Genomic DNA, 17,488 nt, shown 5'->3' with positions numbered 1-17,488 from the left:
AAAGCCTTCTTTGCTGAAAAACACAAGAAACCTAAACAGTCATAACAGGAAAAGCACGATAAATCCCTAGCCAGCCAGTAAGATATAAAACGTAAAAAGTAGAAGTGACACTCTAACTAAAGAAGTGACACTCTAACTAAAGATGCTCTAAGCTCTAACTAAAGACGCTTTAACTAAAATAATAAAAAATACTAAAGCCGTCACTCTGCTATTCAGTTTTAACCAACTATCAAGTATTACTCGACGACGAGCTAATAATAGGAATACTGGCGATGAAGGATTTAAATAAAGAAACAGTACAACCTGTGCCAATAAAGAATCGCACGCCTAAACGTATCAGTGTCGGCGTGACGGCAGCATTGGCTGTTGGCGGTATTGCGCTCGCGACCCAACAGGCACAAGCGTTATCGGCGCTCGCTATCGTGAATGGTATTACTTCAAATGGTGGCGTTGGCGTCAGTAAAAATATCTTGTATGGTGATGAGCCGAATCAAGATTTAGATATTTATTATCCCAGGCCTTTAGCAAAAGCCATGAATAGCACGATTAATGATATTGCCATTCATGACAGCTATCCGATGGTGGTGTTTGTCCATGGCGGTTCATGGGAAAGTGGCAGTAAAGATGAATACGCCTTTGTTGGTCAAAGTTTGGCGAAAGCAGGTTATGTCACGGCGGTCATTAATTATCGTAAAGCGCCTGAGCACCTTTATCCTGATTATGTAGAAGATACCGCGCAGGCCATCGCCTGGAGCTATAAAAATGCCGAAAGCCTGCATGCTGATCCCAAGCGTTTGGCCGTCATAGGTCATTCTGCGGGCGCGTTTAATGCGGTCGCTGCCGTCGCTAATGAAGATTTTTTAGCGCCGTATGGGGTGAAACCAAAAGATATTGCTACCGTGATTGGTATCGCAGGTCCTTATAGCTATGACTTTCGTAAATTCAGTAGTAGAACTGCCTTTGGGGCAAGTGCGACGCCAGAGACGGTGATGCCAGACCGCCAAATCAAAGGCGCGCAGCCACCCTATTTATTATTGACTGCCGAAAAAGACAAGGTCGTCCATGTGACCAATACCATCAAAATGACACAGGCATTAAAAGCGGCAGGCGTTAAAGTGGAAACTGGCGAAATCGCAGGCGCCAGTCATGCCACCAGTATCGGTGCGATGGCACCGCCTTTACACTGGGTTAATGATGTGCGTACGCAAGTGCTTAGCTATTTGGATAAAACGCTTAAGTAGTGAATGTCAAAAATACCAAGCACCGAACATAATGAGCATCAAACATAATAATTGTTCACTGATTATAGTAAGCCTAAAGCTATGATGAATAGTTAAGCGCAGTTGCGCAAGACAGTACTGTAAGATGGTCAAACTCTTGTTATAATGACGTCACTTTAACCCTATACCCTATTTAAACTTTAAGGCAGAATATTCTATGAGCATGAACGCTGACGATTTGATTGCATTTTTACAAACTCACTTCCCAGATGCTTTTATTCAAGCTGCCAATCAAGGAACCAAGTTTGATGTACGGGTGGTTGATGCCAGTTTTGAAGGCAAGCGCGCGGTGCAACGCCAGCAGTCAGTTTACGCATTAGTAAATGATAAGATTGCGAGCGGTGATATTCATGCGCTTAATATTCAAGCCTTAACCCCAGCCGAATGGGACGTTCAATCTCAAGGCTAACACTTTTTATTTATGACTTTTATCTATGACCTGAATTTTTCATGCCGGCACTTTATATTGCGGGTTTTATCATTTCTGGTTTTTCACCATTTTTATACTTATCGCTAGGTTGTCACCTTATGGATCAATTTTTAATCACCGGTAGCAGTCGTATCGCAGGGGAAGTCACGATCTCAGGCGCCAAAAATGCCGCTTTGCCTTTACTTGCCGCTATGATTTTGGCCGAGACCCCAACGACATTGCATAATGTGCCATCGTTAAAAGATGTGCGCACCTTGATTGAATTGATCGGTGGCATGGGCATTGATATTCAAAAGCAGGGTGATACCGTCACCTGCGATACCAAAAATATCGATAATTTCTATGCGCCTTACGATTTGGTCAAAACCATGCGCGCCTCGATTTTAGTACTAGGTCCATTGCTAGCACGTTTTGGTGAAGCCGAAGTGTCATTGCCGGGCGGCTGTGCTATCGGCTCACGTCCTGTTGACCAGCATCTAAAAGCCTTTGAAGCGATGGGTGCTGAGATTAGCGTTGAGAATGGTTATGTCAAAGCGCAAGCACCAAAAGGCGGTAAGCTTATCGGCTGTAATTTCTCTTTTGACATGATAACGGTTGGTGGTACTGAAAACGTCATCATGGCGGCGGCATTGGCCAAAGGGACGACCGTACTAGGCAACTGCGCGCTTGAGCCAGAAGTGGTTGATTTGGCCAATATGTTGGTGGCGATGGGTGCTAAAATCAGTGGTATTGGTACCTCGATAATGACTATTGAAGGCGTTGAGCGTTTGCATGGTTGTGAGTATTCAGTGGTAGCAGATCGTATCGAAACAGGCTCCTACCTTGCTGGCGCCTTGATGACGCGCGGCGATGTATTGGCTAAAAACACTTCAGCACTTTTATTAACGCCCGTGTTAGAAAAATTTGAAGACATGGGGGCGATTATTACCACCGGTGATGATTGGATTCGCGCACAAATGAAAGGTCGCCCATTACCGGTTAATATTCGTACCCAGCCGCATCCTGGTTTTCCAACCGATATGCAAGCACAGGTGATGGCGATTGCTTGCCTAGCCGATGGCACCAGTACTTTTATCGAAAATATCTTTGAAAATCGCTATATGCATGTTCCTGAGCTGAACCGATTGGGCGCATCTATCCAAGTAGACGGTCATACCGCTGTCGTCACAGGTGTTGAAAGCTATACCGCGGCGCCTGTCATGGCAACCGATTTACGGGCGTCGATGTCATTGGTGATGGCTGCAGCAGCAGCGGAAGGTGAGAGCTTGATTGACCGCATTTACCATATTGATCGTGGTTATGAGCATGTCGAAGAAAAACTACGCGCGCTTGGGGTTAATATCGAGCGCATTAATACCAACGACTAAAATGGTTAATTAGCCGTTGTTATTGGTATCACCCTTTATTTAACGAAATTAATAATGCCTTTTAAGTAAGGCAACTAACTGTACATGGACACGAGTCATTATGACTGAAGCAAGCAATAGCCTTCCAACTGACGCCTTATTAAACGAAGTAAATGATGAGTTTTCAGGTTTGACACTGGCGCTATCAAAGGGTCGTATTTTAGAAGAGACGATGCCATTGTTACGTGCTGCTGGCGTTGAATTATTAGAAGACCCTGAAGCGTCACGCAAGCTTATTTTCCCAACCTCAAACCCAAATGTACGCGTCTTAATCTTGCGTGCCAGTGATGTGCCAACCTATGTTGAACATGGCGCTGCTGATTTTGGTGTGGCGGGTAAGGATGTATTACTTGAGCATGGCGCCAATCACGTTTATGAATTGCTAGATTTGCAGATTGCTCAGTGTAAGCTGATGACGGCGGGCGTTAAAGGTGCGCCGCTGCCAAATCGTCGTCTGCGTATTGCGACTAAATACGTCAATGTTGCACGCGCTTATTTTGCCAGTCAAGGTCAGCAAGTCGATGTGATTAAGCTTTATGGTTCGATGGAGCTTGCGCCCTTGGTTGGTTTGGGTGACTTGATTGTTGACGTCGTTGATACCGGTAATACGCTGCGCGCCAATGGACTTGAAGCGCGCGACCATATTTGTGATGTGTCGTCACGCCTTATTGTCAATCAAGTCAGCTACAAGCGTAAATTTGCCCTGCTTGAGCCAATTTTAGATAGCTTTAAAGACAGTATTGCCAGCGCTTCTTAAATGACATTTATTCAGTACTTATAAAGCGCTCTTATTAAGCATTAGCAATCATTGATAATATCAAGCATGGCTATACAAAATTTTAAACCAGTTTGGCGCTCTAGGATAGATATAGCGTGCTAAACTGGTTTTATTGTATTTGCTTGCCAGAAAATAAAAGCTCAGTATAATCTGAGTGAAATAATCAGAAATAAGCAAACACACAATCCTTTTCTTATTTGCTCATTTTTTCATTTGCTCTTTTATTTACTCTATTATTTATAGCCGTATTTTATGCTCAACTATAGGATTAAGTTATGCGCCAACTAAGTACTCAAGATGCTGATTTTGACAGTCAACTGACCCAACTGCTTGCTTTTGAAACCGTTAACGATGTTGAATTACTAAAAACTGTTGACGATATCATTGCAAAAGTACGTCATGGCGGCGATAGCGTGGTACTGGCGTTGACCCAAGAATTTGATCAGCATCCTGCGACAACAATGCAATCCTTAGAGCTGTCTAAGGAAGCGCTTGCTGAAGCGTTTGCTACTCTTGATGATACCGTTAGAACGGCTTTGATGACGGCGGCGACACGCGTACAGACATTCCATGAGCGCCAAGTACAAGAGACTTGGCAATATGAAGATGAGCTTGGTAATCGCTTGGGTCAAAAAGTCACGCCGCTTGACCGTGTTGGCATCTATGTGCCCGGCGGTTTGGCATCTTATCCATCTTCTGTATTGATGAATGCGATTCCTGCCAAAGTAGCTGGCGTTAAAGAGGTAATCATGGTGGTGCCAGCACCGAAGGGCGTGCTTAATCCATTGGTGTTGGCAGCGGCACATTTGGCACAAGTTGACCGCGTCTTTACCATTGGCGGTGCACAAGCTGTTGCTGCCCTAGCATACGGTACCGAAACCATACCAGCCGTGGATAAAATCACGGGTCCTGGTAACAAATATGTCGCCGCAGCGAAGCGCGCGGTATTTGGTCAAGTCGGTATTGATATGATTGCCGGTCCGTCTGAAGTACTGGTATATGCAGAAGGCGAGGCGCAAGATCGTGCCGATTGGTTGGCGATGGATTTATTGTCACAAGCGGAGCATGACCGTATCGCCCAAGCTATCTTTGTTACTACAAGTGAACAGCAGCTTGCAGAAGTAGCAGAGGAAATTGAAAAAGCCTTGGCAGAATTGCCAAAAGCTGATATTGCCCGTGATTCGCTAAAAAACCGTGGCGCGCTTATTTTGGTCAAAGACCGTAAGGAGGGCATGGCGGTGATTAATCGCGTTGCCCCTGAGCATTTAGAATTGTCTGTTGATAACCCTGATGCGCTGCTTGATGATATTCGTCACGCTGGCGCTATTTTTATGGGACGTCATACGCCTGAAGCGATTGGCGATTACTGTGCCGGTCCCAATCACGTGTTGCCAACTTCGGGCACCGCGCGCTTTTCTTCACCGCTCGGTGTTTATGACTTCCAAAAGAAATCATCGATAATTTATTGTAGTGAAACGGGTAGTAAGCCGCTAGCTGAGACCGCAGATATTTTAGCGCAGCGTGAGGACTTAGAAGCCCATGCGCGTTCAGCCCGCTATCGTTATCAGGAAGATAGTTAACAACACGGTTGGATAACTCAACTTTAATAATTCGATTTTAAGTATTCAATTTTAATAATTTACGTTTAATAATTTATGTGGCTAATTAGTAGGATAACATATGAGTGAGTTAAAGATAGACACCAGACTTTGGTCATCTAAAGCGCGTAATCTGTCACCTTACGTCCCTGGCGAGCAGCCTCAGCATGAAAATTTGTGCAAATTAAATACCAATGAAAATCCATTTCCGCCGTCACCAAAAGTCGGCGAGGCAATCGCAAAAGTCTTAGAGCAGCAAGCCGATGAGCTGCGTTTATATCCTGCGCCTGAATCTGACGACTTGCGCGCCGCATTGGCACAGTTATATAACCTTGATATCAATCAAGTCTTTGTCGGTAATGGCTCAGATGAAGTATTGGCGTTGGTATTTGCCAGCTTCTTCCTAAAAGAGCGCCCTGTTTTAGCGCCTGATATTAGCTATAGCTTCTATCCTGTTTATGCGCAAACTTTTGGTATTGAACTGGTACAAATCGCCCTAGACGCGGATTTTAGTATCAGCCCTGATGCTTATCGCCAGCCTTGCAGTGGTATCATCATTGCCAATCCTAACGCGCCAACCGGTTTGTTATTATCGCTCGCTGATATTCGCAAACTTGCCGGTGAGCATTCAAATTCAGTGATTGTGATTGATGAAGCGTATATCGATTTTGCTCAGACACAAGAAAATAGCTTACATACAGAAGTGTCAGCGGTTAGCTTGATTAATGAGTTTGATAATGTGCTCGTGACCCAAACCTTTTCAAAATCACGCTCACTGGCCGGTTTACGTGTCGGCATGGCGTTTGGTAATGCCTCATTAATCGAAGCACTGACGCGTATGAAAAATAGCTTTAACAGCTATCCACTCGATAAATTAGCCCAAGCGGGAGCGACCGCCAGTGTTTTGGATGTTGAGTATTTTACTCAAACTTGCCAGCAAGTGATCGACTTACGCCAAGCGCTCACCGCCGAGCTGACGGCGCTCGATTATGATGTATTGCCATCGCACGCCAATTTTGTATTTGCCCGCCCAAAAGATGGTGACGCAAGTGCAGTAGCTAGTACGTTACGCGAGCAGGGTATCATTGTGCGTCATTTTGATAAACCGCGTATCAATGAGTATTTACGTATTACCGTTGGTACGGTAGCACAGAATGCGCGTTTAATTGATGGCTTAAAAGCCTTGCAAACAGAAGCTGAAAGCGTTGCGGATTGATAGGATGTTTGTGATTTATACTTTAATAATCTAAAGCCAAATCGCAAAGTTATATAAGTAAAAAAGCCTGCTAACGTCATGTTGAGCAGGCTGTTTTATTGGTTTTTTATTTATATTTTAAATAAAGCTTAAGTTCCTTTCTTAATATTATCTTGAGTTAAAACGCCTAAAAGGTTGCCAACTTTATCCAAGCACTCTTGATATTCAGCATCACAGTCAGAAGCAACCGTGATACCACCGCCTGCCCATAAGCTGACTTGACCTGCTTTTCCTAATTTATGCTGGGCTTGTAGCGTACGAATCAAGACATTCCATTGACCACTGCCATCGAAGTTCATATATCCTAATGTGCCACAATAAGCACCGCGCGCTGCACCTTCTAACTCCGAAATAATTTCGACAGCGCGCTTTTTCGGTGTCCCTGTGATGGAACCGGCGGGCAAACTGCCAAACAATACTTTGAGAGGATGGGTATCTGTCTTTAGCTCAGCGGTGATGGTGCTGACCATATGATGCACATTGCTAAAGCTTTCAATCGCAAATAATTGTGGTACTTTGACGCTACCAATCTTGGCATATTTACCTAAATCATTGCGCAATAAATCAACAATCATGACGTTTTCGGCACGGTCTTTTTCGCTATCAATAAGTTGCTGTTTATAAGCATTATCTTGTTCAATATTTAGTCCACGCGGCATCGTACCTTTAATAGGCTTAGTACGTATATGGTGCTTGCCAGTGTTACCGTCTTTATTAAAGGTAAAAAACAGTTCAGGCGAGCAGCTTAACAATTCAAATTGATTGTCCTGCGTATCAACGCTCATTTCACTATCAAAATTATTGACCGCTAAATACCCTGCAAAGGGCGCTTGGGTATTACGATGCAGGGCAGGTAAATAGTCGATAAGCTTCGGTGTGACATTATCAGTGAGGCTTTGATTAAAAGCGCCTTGCCATTGTTGGGTGAGATTGATTTGATAGCAGTCACCTTGTTGCAGATAGTCTTGCGTCTTGTCGAAGGCTTGTTGATAATCTTGCTTGCTCCATTGTGCTTTTAATAATAAAGGCGTGGTTTTATATGACTCTTCGAACGCTGGTTTTTTAAAAGTTTGGTTAGATAACTTACTGTCCAATTTATCTAAATATGAGATAAGCGCTTTAATTAGTGCGCTTTTTTGTTCGTTCTCTTTATCAGCTTCAGTGAAGCTGTCTTTTATAGTTAGCTGCCAACAGGTTTGCTTAGCATTTGGTGTTAGATAAATATCATAATGCCCTAAGGTAGCACAAGGCTGCGCTGCTAGTTCTATTTTGGCAGCTGGACTAAGCTCATGAGCGGCAATATCATAACCAATAAAGCCTATCAAGCCATGCTTATAATTTGGCTGTTGATCGATTTCTGTAGTTGAGGAGGAGTTGTTATTATGAGTATCATCTATATCATAAGCCTGACTATAAGCAATCAAATCCTCTTGCCAGTCGCTATAACTCATATAGGCGCTAGTAATCGCTTGATTGGTTTTATCGTGACTAGGTGAGCCATCACGATAGTTTTTCATGACTTTATAAATAGGTGCTTGTTTATCAGAGTATGCTGCGTCATCAGTAAAGTAATAAACGGACCAGCTCATTTTTGGCAATAGACCAATCACAGGGTGGCCATCGTTATTTAGCCAAACCAATTGCCAGTTTGCGTTAGGATTTTGTGCGCATAGATAACGCTGTAGTTGTGGCAACAGCTCTGCGGCAGACAGGTCACTAAAACGCCAGCTAGGGTAAGTAGCTGGCGATGATGCAGATGCTGTCTGCTTATTTTTAAGATGCGGTGCTACAGGCATAGTTAGGCGTCAAACTTTTTAATAATTAGAGTAGCGTTAGTGCCACCAAAACCAAAGCTATTGCTCATAAGCGTTTCAAGCTTAACGTCACGCTTTTCAGTGACAATATCAAAGCCTTCAGCAGCAGGGTCTAATTCTGTAATATTGATACTAGGCGCGATAAAACCTTCTTGCAGCATCAGTAAGCAATAAATCAATTCTTGCGCGCCGACTGCACCCAAGCTATGACCGGTCATGGACTTGGTTGAGCTGATAGCAGGTACTTTACTAGCATCATCACCAAATACTTTTGCAATGGCTTTAAGCTCAGTTATATCGCCTAGCGGCGTACTGGTACCATGGCTATTGATATAATCAACGCTCTCTAAACCTGCTTCAGCAAGGGCAAGTTGCATACAGCGGACAGCACCTTCACCACTTGGGGCGACCATTTCAGCGCCATCAGAGCTTGCGCCATAACCGACGATTTCAGCCAAGATATTGGCACCGCGCGCTTGGGCATGCTCAAGACTTTCAACCACCACCATCGCGCCGCCTGCTGCAATCACAAAGCCATCACGATTTTTATCATAGGCTCTAGAAGCAAGCGTTGGCGTGTCGTTATACTGCGTACTGACCGCGCCCATGGCATCAAACATACAAGACTGCGTCCAATGCTCCGCTTCACTACCGCCAGCAAGTATCACATCGGCTTTACCAAGTTGGATAAGCTCGGCGGCATGACCGATACAATGCGTTGACGTTGCGCAAGCAGAGCTCAATGAATAAGAAACACCTTGGATTTTCAAACCCGTTGCAAGCGCCGCTGATACCGAGCTACCCATGGTTTTTGGCACCGCCATCGCACCAACACCGCGTAGACCTTTTTCACGCATCGCATCGACAGCATTGACGATATTTTCAGTTGACGCTCCGCCTGAGCTTGCGACCACACCCACGCGTGGGTTATGGTTAATGGTCTCAAGCGAGAGGCCCGACTGCTCAATGGCGTCCAAAGCGCTGACATAAGCATAAAGGCTGGCGTCACTAAAAAAACGCTTCAATTTACGATCGATGCCCGACGTATCAAGTTCTGATTGATTAATACTACCGCTAACGTGTGATTTAAAGTCATGCTCAGCATACGATTCATTGAATGTAATACCTGAGCGCCCTTGTTTAAGAGCATCGGTGACAGTCGCCAAATCATGTCCGATACAAGAGACAATCCCTGCTCCAGTGATAACAACGCGGCGCATATACTATTCCTTATGAGTAACGATTTTTTGATAATTACCTTTAACAATCGCTTTTAAATATTTACTGCTATTATTCAACACCCCAACCTTTCACCTTTAATAAAAAGCTTTAAGGAGGGTTTGAGACGCTAAATGCTTATTTGACAGTGATTACAGTGTTTTTACAGTCATGCTAATGGTTAGCATAAAACGTTATTCTATATAAATCCTGCGTGATAATTCAAAGTACAACTGTACTTTGAATTATGGCCTATGATAACGTATCAAGGGTTTAAAATCTTGGCGTAAGTGTAAAATAAACACAAAATCATGCTTATTATTAAAAATAACTGTTCGGTATTATCATAGGTCTAGCACTATATCTATATGGTGATAAAGAGGCCATGAAATTATAAAATCCGGCTGAGAATAGCATAAACTCATTCACGCCGTAGCGTATTTAGTTATATACTAAAGCCGAAAATAGCCATAAGTGAGCGATACTTTTAGATACAAAACTGGCAGTGATGATAACATTGTTGGCACTGACAGTAATCATTCGCGTTCGCTAGAATGACAGTCAATTTAGGAAGTATCTATTTAAGAGTTATCTATAAATAATATTAATAACAAACAATCATCATATTAAGGATATTAAGATGGCAAAGCGTAGCACTCTATATAAAGGCATCAGCAGCGTTGGTTCTTTTACTCGCAATAACTTAGAACGTATGGGCGCAATGATTGATAGCGTCAACGCCAAGAGCGGCAAACCGCGCCAATTTAAAGCGGTGAATCTAGGCGATGAAGATTATCAACAAGATTTATTCCGTGAGCAAACGTTAAAAGCAACGCAGCAACTATTGGGCACGCGCTTCGCCACTTACGGTAAGTATGCCAAAAAAGTAGTGCCAAATAGTTTGTTTGAATCAACGGTCGATGGTGCTTTTGCCCAGGTCGCTAAGCTTGCTGCCAATTGGAGTCAGATTGATCTGCCAAATCAGCATCGTTTTGCCAATATCGCAAGCTTAGATAACGAAGAGCGCTATGCACTGGCCACTGATATTGCCAACCAAAACCGTGCTTTGGCGACGTTAGGTGGTTTGACAGGTCTAGCTGGCTTGCCAGGTTTACTCGCGGATACCTTGTGGTTGTTATTGGTATCATTGCGTACCGTTTATCAATTAGGTGCTGTTTATAATAAGCCGTTAACGGGCAAACAAGGCGTCAAGATGGCTTATGAGCTGCTTGCCAATGCCGATTTAAGTAAGATGCAAGAAAAACAAGCCTTGCTAGCGGGTCTTGGTATCGGTAAAGGCTTACTCGATAACGCGCAAAGTAGCGGTCTGCATAATGAGCTGAAAAACTTAGGCTTGCAGAATAAAAGCGTCAATTTTTATGCTGAGCAAGTAGATAGTATTGCCAGTCAAGTTGGTATTGATTTAGACCAAATTAATTTGTCATGGATACGTCGATTCTTACCGGCGACCGCTGTAATTATCGGTATGCGTTATAACAGTCAGCTGATTGATGAAGTGATTGGCGTGGCGCAAGCGACTTTTGCTCCAGAAGCCAAACTTGCTAACCGTGCGATTACCGACGATAGCGGTAGTGAAGCCGAAGTGAGTAAACCTGCTAGCGCTGATAATAAGCAAGATACTGAGAAAAATACTCACAAAGAATCAAGCAAAGATGCTGACAGCAAAAAAGAGTCCGCTAATGCTAATGCTAAAGAAAAAGAGTCGGTTAAAAAAAGTGCTAAAGAGGACACTCAAGAAACTGAAAAAAAGAGCGACAAAAAAGAGCCGAAAAAGGATGATGCTGATAAGACAGCTGATAAGACAGCTGATAAGAAATCAAGCAAACCCGATAACGCTGCTAACAAGCAAACTAAATAGAATTTTTCTAATACTTAACGCTATTGGCGTTAAGTATTAATTGCTCTTTAATCTGTTCTTTATTCATTTTATTTTAGATAACTTGTTTATCTAAGAGTAGAGATGGCGATACTGTCTTTTTTTTCATTACGTTATTTTTCATTACGCTTATTTCTCGTCGAAAATTAGTTATTATTTGAAAAATAAGCTTGAAAAATAACATAGTGTCGCCATTTACCTTTTATAAATTGCTGTCTGTTTATTTCTAAATATCTTATCTGAACGATGTATGACGCTACTTTTGATACCATATTTAGCAAGCTGATTTTTAGCGAGTTTTAACTAAAAACAGATAAAGTGGTATAGTGGTGGGCGTAATGCATATCTACCAATTGTTGTAAAGTACAATCACTCATAAGTGGTTGAAATAGCAGCAACAACTCTTTATAATACACTGTCCTAAAAATGGGTGTGCCAAAATCTGTCGTTAAAGTCAGATGGATGGTGCGTTTCCCTATTTTTTTGTTTTTTACCAAACGGGAGAAGGATGCCTCATGGCAACAACTAACCAATTGATTCGTAAAGGTCGCAAAACCATCAAGGAAAAGTCAAAAGTTCCTGCGTTGGAAGCGTGCCCACAACGTCGTGGTGTATGTACTCGCGTATATACTACTACCCCTAAAAAACCTAACTCAGCCATGCGTAAAGTATGTCGTGTACGTTTGACTTCAGGCTATGAAGTATCAAGCTACATCGGCGGCGAAGGTCATAACCTACAAGAGCACAGTGTTGTTCTTATCCGTGGTGGTCGTGTAAAAGATCTACCAGGTGTACGTTATCACACTGTTCGCGGTGCACTAGATTGCGCAGGCGTTAAAGACCGTAAGCAAGGTCGTTCTAAATATGGTGCTAAGAAGCCTAAAGTTTAATAACCAAACGTTATTAACTGAGATTCTTTGTATCACCCATTAACTGTGCATGGGTCAGGTGTTAACGGTAGCTTTGTTAAATTAATGATTATTAAATTAACGATTTGCTGTTATAACATACCGCCGTGCAGTAAGGCTGACTGACAGCTCGATATAACGCCATCCAATATCAATTGGTGCGAGATTGTGAATGTCAGACACTCCTGAAGAAAAGGATTATTATTATGCCAAGACGTCGCGTCGTTGCTACCCGTGAGATCCTACCGGATCCTAAGTTTGGTAGCCAAACTGTTGCAAAATTTATCAACCATGTCATGAGTCATGGTAAAAAGTCTACTGCTGAGCGTATCGTATACGGTGCTCTTGAGACAGTTAGCGAAAAACGTAAGATCGAAGACCCAGTCGCTTTCTTTGAAGAAGTTCTAGAAAACGTCCGTCCAATGGTCGAAGTAAAAGCTCGCCGTGTTGGTGGTGCAACCTACCAAGTACCAATGGAAGTACGCCCCTCCCGTCGTACTGCCTTGGCTATGCGTTGGTTAGCTGAAGCTGCTGCTAAGCGTTCTGAAAAATCAATGGCTTTGCGTCTTGCAGGCGAATTGAATGATGCTGCTGACGGCAAAGGTAATGCTATGAAAAAGCGTGACGAAGTTCACCGCATGGCAGATGCTAACAAAGCATTCTCTCACTACCGTTTCTAAGCTAGCATTACTTTTTTAATTCTAGCCTAGACGCTTAGGATTAACGGCTCCGGTCAGTTAATCCTTGTATTGTTGATTTATTCTATTGATTGCCGCCATCATCATTGGGTTGTTTAATGATTACCATCGTAAGGTGAGTAAAGCGTTAAACCACCTAGATGGCGGACATCTGTCAAGATGCTGTTCTGAAAGGGATACTACTTTAAGAAGCCTGCAAAGTTACAACGCTTGCAACGCTCACAAAGAAAGTTTCCTGAGTTTGATGCCGCACTATTCTTATATTTACTCTTTTTTTGTCCGTATTTGGCCCAATAATAAGTAAGTAATATAACGAAGCCGATGGCTTTGTCATAGAGAGTATGAGGTAGAGACACAACACATTAATATATACACGAATTTCCTTAGGAAAACACTATGGCTCGTAAAACTCCCCTAAAGCGCTATCGCAATATTGGTATCTCAGCGCACATTGATGCTGGTAAGACGACCACTACTGAGCGTGTTTTGTTCTATACCGGTGTTAGCCACAAGCTTGGTGAAGTTCATGATGGCGCAGCTACCATGGACTTTATGGAGCAAGAACAAGAGCGCGGTATTACTATTGCTTCTGCGGCGACAACTTGTTTTTGGTCAGGTATGGCCAAGCAGTTTGATGAACACCGTATCAACATCATTGACACCCCAGGTCACGTTGACTTCACGATTGAAGTAGAACGTTCTATGCGTGTACTTGATGGCGCGTGCATGGTTTACTGTGCAGTAGGCGGCGTTCAGCCACAGTCTGAGACCGTATGGCGTCAGGCAAACAAATATAAAGTGCCACGCTTAGCATTCATTAACAAAATGGATCGTGTTGGTGCTGATTTCTACCGTGTGGTAGAACAGATCAAAACTCGTCTAGGCGGCAATGCAGTACCATTGGTTATCCCAATTGGTAAAGAAGACAACTTCGAAGGCGTGGTTGATCTAGTGACTATGAAAGCCATCTATTGGGACGAAGCGTCTCAAGGTATGGAATATGAAGAGCGCGAAATCCCAGCTGAATTACAAGAAAAAGCGGAAGAATTTCGCGAGTATCTAGTAGAAAACGCTGCTGAAGCGACCGAAGAGCTGATGGAGTTGTATCTAGAGAATGGTGAATTGTCAGTAGATCAAATCAACACTGCGATTCGTCAGTTGACAATTGATAACAAAATCATTCCATTGCTTTGTGGTACTGCCTTTAAAAACAAAGGCGTACAAAAAATGTTGGATGCGGTTATCCAGTATCTGCCAGCACCAATGGACGTTCCTGCTATCAAAGGTATTCTTGATGACAAAGACGAGAGCGAAGGCACTCGTGAAGCATCTGATGAAGCACCGTTTGCAGCACTAGCGTTTAAAATCATGAACGACAAGTTCGTCGGTAACTTAACCTTCGTTCGTGTCTATTCTGGTGTTTTAACGCAAGGCAGTAGTGTTTATAACCCTGTTAAAATGAAGCGTGAGCGCGTTGGCCGTATCGTACAGATGATGGCAGATGCTCAGGTAGAGCTACAAGAGATCCGCACGGGTGATATCGCAGCGCTAGTTGGCATGAAAGATGTGACTACTGGCGATACGCTATGTGATGAGCAGAATGTTATCACGCTTGAGCGTATGGAATTCCCAGATCCTGTTATCAGCTTAGCAGTTGAACCTAAGACCAAAGCTGACCAAGAAAGAATGTCTATCGCTTTGGGTCGTTTGGCAAAAGAAGATCCATCATTCCGTGTACATACTGACGAAGAGTCTGGTCAGACGATCATCAGTGGTATGGGTGAGCTACATTTGGAAATTCTTGTTGACCGTATGAAGCGTGAGTTTGGCGTTGAAGCAAACATCGGTGCGCCGCAGGTTGCTTATCGTGAAACAATTCGTAATACTGTTGAACAAGAAGGCAAATTCGTACGTCAAACCGGTGGTCGTGGTAAATTCGGTCACGTTTGGTTACGTCTTGAGCCTATGGACCCAGCGGGCGACGTTCTATATGAATTCGCTGAAGAAGTTGTTGGTGGTACGGTACCAAAAGAATTCCACGGTGCGGTTGATAAAGGTATTCAAGAACGCATGAAAAACGGCGTACTTGCTGGTTACCCAATCGTTGGCGTAAAAGCGACCTTGTATGATGGTTCTTACCATGATGTTGACTCGGATGAGTTATCATTTAAAATGGCTGGTTCTATCGCTTTCCGTAAAGGCTTCATGGCGGCTAACCCAACCCTACTTGAGCCAGTAATGAAAGTAGAAGTTGAAACGCCTGAAGATTACATGGGCGATATCATGGGCGATCTTAACCGTCGTCGTGGTATGGTTCAAGGTATGGAAGACTTACCTGGCGGCACTAAGCAGATTCGTGCTGAAGTACCATTAGCGGAAATGTTTGGCTATGCCACACAAATGCGCTCAATGTCACAGGGCCGTGCAACGTATTCAATGGAATTCCAAAAGTACGCTGAAATTCCAAAATCAGTTTCAGAATCTATCATCTCTAAATTCAACAATAAAGATGAAGACGAGTAAATAAATCTTGTTAAAATGACAATATAGGGCATATCTTTATATTGTCAGTAGAGAAAGCGCCAATAATTGGTTAAAAGACTTGTTATTGGCCGCGATTTTCTTATAATATCTGCACATTAGTATGTGCACCCTTTTAACAATTATTTTAATGTGGCCAGTAATGCTTTAACCCTAGTACGTAAACTATCGTACTTATATCAGTTAAGCACTGACCCCAAAAAAAAGAGGAAATACCCATGGCAAAGGCCAAGTTTGAACGCAGCAAGCCACACGTCAACGTCGGTACCATCGGACACGTTGACCACGGTAAAACAACCCTAACCGCCGCTATCGCAACCGTAGCAGCAATCACCTCTGGTGGCGAAGCCAAAGACTACGCGTCTATTGACTCAGCACCAGAAGAAAAAGCACGTGGCATCACCATCAACACCTCACACGTAGAATATGACACCCCATCACGTCATTATGCTCACGTCGATTGCCCAGGTCACGCCGATTATGTTAAAAACATGATCACCGGTGCAGCCCAAATGGACGGCGCCATCCTAGTTGTATCAGCAACTGACGGCCCTATGCCACAAACCCGTGAGCACATCCTGCTTTCACGTCAGGTTGGCGTACCGTACATCGTCGTATTCATGAACAAATGTGATGCTGTTGATGACGAAGAATTGCTTGAGCTAGTAGAAATGGAAGTTCGTGAATTATTGAACGACTATGACTTCCCAGGCGACGACACCCCAATCATCAAAGGTTCTGCTACTGAAGCCCTAAAAGGCTCACAAGAAAAATACGGCCAACCAGCCGTTGTAGAACTGCTAAACGTTCTTGACACCTACATTCCAGAGCCAGAGCGTGACATCGACAAAGCATTCCTAATGCCAATCGAAGACGTATTCTCAATCTCAGGTCGTGGTACTGTTGTGACTGGCCGTGTTGAATCTGGTATCGTTAAAGTTGGTGACGAAATCGAGATCGTCGGTATCCGTGACACGCAAAAGACCACCTGTACTGGTGTAGAGATGTTCCGTAAACTGCTTGACGAAGGTCGTGCAGGCGAAAACTGTGGCGTACTACTACGTGGTACTAAACGTGAAGACGTACAACGTGGCCAAGTACTAGCTAAGCCAGGTTCTATCACTCCTCACACCAAGTTTGACGCTGAAGTATATGTATTGTCAAAAGAAGAGGGTGGTCGTCACACACCATTCCTAAACGGCTATCGTCCACAGTTCTACTTCCGTACCACTGACGTAACTGGCGCAATCCAATTACAAGAAGGTACTGAAATGGTTATGCCTGGTGATAACGTTGAGATGGGCGTAGAGCTTATCCACCCAATCGCTATGGACAAAGGTCTACGCTTCGCTATTCGTGAAGGCGGCCGTACCGTAGGCGCTGGTGTTGTTGCTAACGTACTTAGCTAAGTAACCCAGTAACTATTGATGCATTAATACTATTAGAGCAATCTGACAGTGTTAGTTAGCAAGTAAAAAGCCATCCTCTTAGAGGGTGGCTTTTTTTTGCGCTTTATTTCAATAAATGATTAAAATGAATCGTTGCAGAGTAGGGCAGACAGGAAAGCCATACTAACTCAAACGTATTTATAAAATACGCTTTGAAAGGGGGCTTACTATCTATTGTAATTTTTAAGCGAGCTTGCTATATTAACGCTGCAGCTTA

13 protein-coding genes are annotated in these 17,488 nt (G+C 43.4%); 11 read left to right on the top strand and 2 right to left on the bottom strand.

Translation table 11 applies throughout. The features are described 5' to 3' along the window. Positions 1-272: 272 nt before the first annotated feature. The 6 genes from AC2FA3_RS02060 to hisC all read left to right on the top strand — a co-directional run bounded on the left by AC2FA3_RS02060 (position 273) and on the right by hisC (position 6,708). The gene (locus AC2FA3_RS02060) at positions 273-1,241 is read left to right on the top strand and encodes an alpha/beta hydrolase (RefSeq protein WP_490508081.1); all 969 of its coding nucleotides are present in this window, start codon (positions 273-275) and stop codon (positions 1,239-1,241) included. Between the two features lie 196 nt (positions 1,242-1,437). Continuing rightward, complete coding sequence (locus AC2FA3_RS02055; RefSeq protein WP_320157917.1) at positions 1,438-1,689, top strand: BolA family protein; 252 nt, start codon at positions 1,438-1,440, stop codon at positions 1,687-1,689. Positions 1,690-1,808: 119 nt separating this feature from the next. Next, a complete protein-coding gene (gene murA / locus AC2FA3_RS02050; RefSeq protein ID WP_201546495.1) occupies positions 1,809-3,077 on the top strand; it encodes a UDP-N-acetylglucosamine 1-carboxyvinyltransferase in 1,269 nt (422 codons plus the stop codon). Positions 3,078-3,177: 100 nt separating this feature from the next. Continuing rightward, entirely contained in the window at positions 3,178-3,873 is a 696-nt protein-coding gene (gene hisG, locus AC2FA3_RS02045) for an ATP phosphoribosyltransferase (RefSeq protein ID WP_490508080.1), read from the top strand. 296 nt (positions 3,874-4,169) lie between these two features. Next, positions 4,170-5,474, top strand: coding sequence for a histidinol dehydrogenase (gene hisD, locus AC2FA3_RS02040; protein WP_490508079.1), 1,305 nt, complete (start codon positions 4,170-4,172; stop codon positions 5,472-5,474). A 100-nt stretch (positions 5,475-5,574) separates the two neighbouring features. Further along, a complete protein-coding gene (hisC, locus tag AC2FA3_RS02035) occupies positions 5,575-6,708 on the top strand; it encodes a histidinol-phosphate transaminase (protein WP_490508078.1) in 1,134 nt (377 codons plus the stop codon). 128 nt (positions 6,709-6,836) lie between these two features. Here hisC and AC2FA3_RS02030 read toward each other — a convergent pair whose 3' ends face one another. Continuing rightward, positions 6,837-8,543, bottom strand: coding sequence for an anthranilate synthase component I family protein (locus AC2FA3_RS02030; protein WP_490508077.1), 1,707 nt, complete (start codon positions 8,541-8,543; stop codon positions 6,837-6,839). A 2-nt stretch (positions 8,544-8,545) separates the two neighbouring features. Beyond that, entirely contained in the window at positions 8,546-9,781 is a 1,236-nt protein-coding gene (locus AC2FA3_RS02025) for a beta-ketoacyl-ACP synthase II (protein ID WP_490508076.1), read from the bottom strand. Positions 9,782-10,419: 638 nt separating this feature from the next. Between AC2FA3_RS02025 and AC2FA3_RS02020 the strand changes: the two genes are divergently transcribed. The 5 genes from AC2FA3_RS02020 to tuf all read left to right on the top strand — a co-directional run bounded on the left by AC2FA3_RS02020 (position 10,420) and on the right by tuf (position 17,232). After that, complete coding sequence (locus AC2FA3_RS02020; protein ID WP_490508075.1) at positions 10,420-11,658, top strand: EcsC family protein; 1,239 nt, start codon at positions 10,420-10,422, stop codon at positions 11,656-11,658. A 533-nt stretch (positions 11,659-12,191) separates the two neighbouring features. Continuing rightward, the gene (rpsL, locus tag AC2FA3_RS02015; RefSeq protein ID WP_011281154.1) at positions 12,192-12,566 is read left to right on the top strand and encodes a 30S ribosomal protein S12; all 375 of its coding nucleotides are present in this window, start codon (positions 12,192-12,194) and stop codon (positions 12,564-12,566) included. 224 nt (positions 12,567-12,790) lie between these two features. Continuing rightward, positions 12,791-13,264 (top strand): 30S ribosomal protein S7, encoded by a 474-nt coding sequence (gene rpsG / locus AC2FA3_RS02010; protein WP_183621326.1) that lies wholly within the window; start codon positions 12,791-12,793, stop codon positions 13,262-13,264. A gap of 414 nt (positions 13,265-13,678) precedes the next feature. Next, positions 13,679-15,805: an elongation factor G gene (fusA, locus tag AC2FA3_RS02005; protein WP_490508074.1), complete on the top strand. Its 2,127-nt coding sequence runs from the start codon at positions 13,679-13,681 to the stop codon at positions 15,803-15,805. Between the two features lie 236 nt (positions 15,806-16,041). Continuing rightward, a complete protein-coding gene (gene tuf / locus AC2FA3_RS02000; RefSeq protein ID WP_201547280.1) occupies positions 16,042-17,232 on the top strand; it encodes an elongation factor Tu in 1,191 nt (396 codons plus the stop codon). The last annotated feature ends 256 nt before the right edge of the window (positions 17,233-17,488 follow it).

This window comes from Janibacter sp. CoH_79_TC_3 (assembly GCF_058197955.1).
The sequence above is the reverse complement of the archived record's forward strand: the minus strand, read 5'-3'. Positions and strand labels throughout refer to the sequence as shown.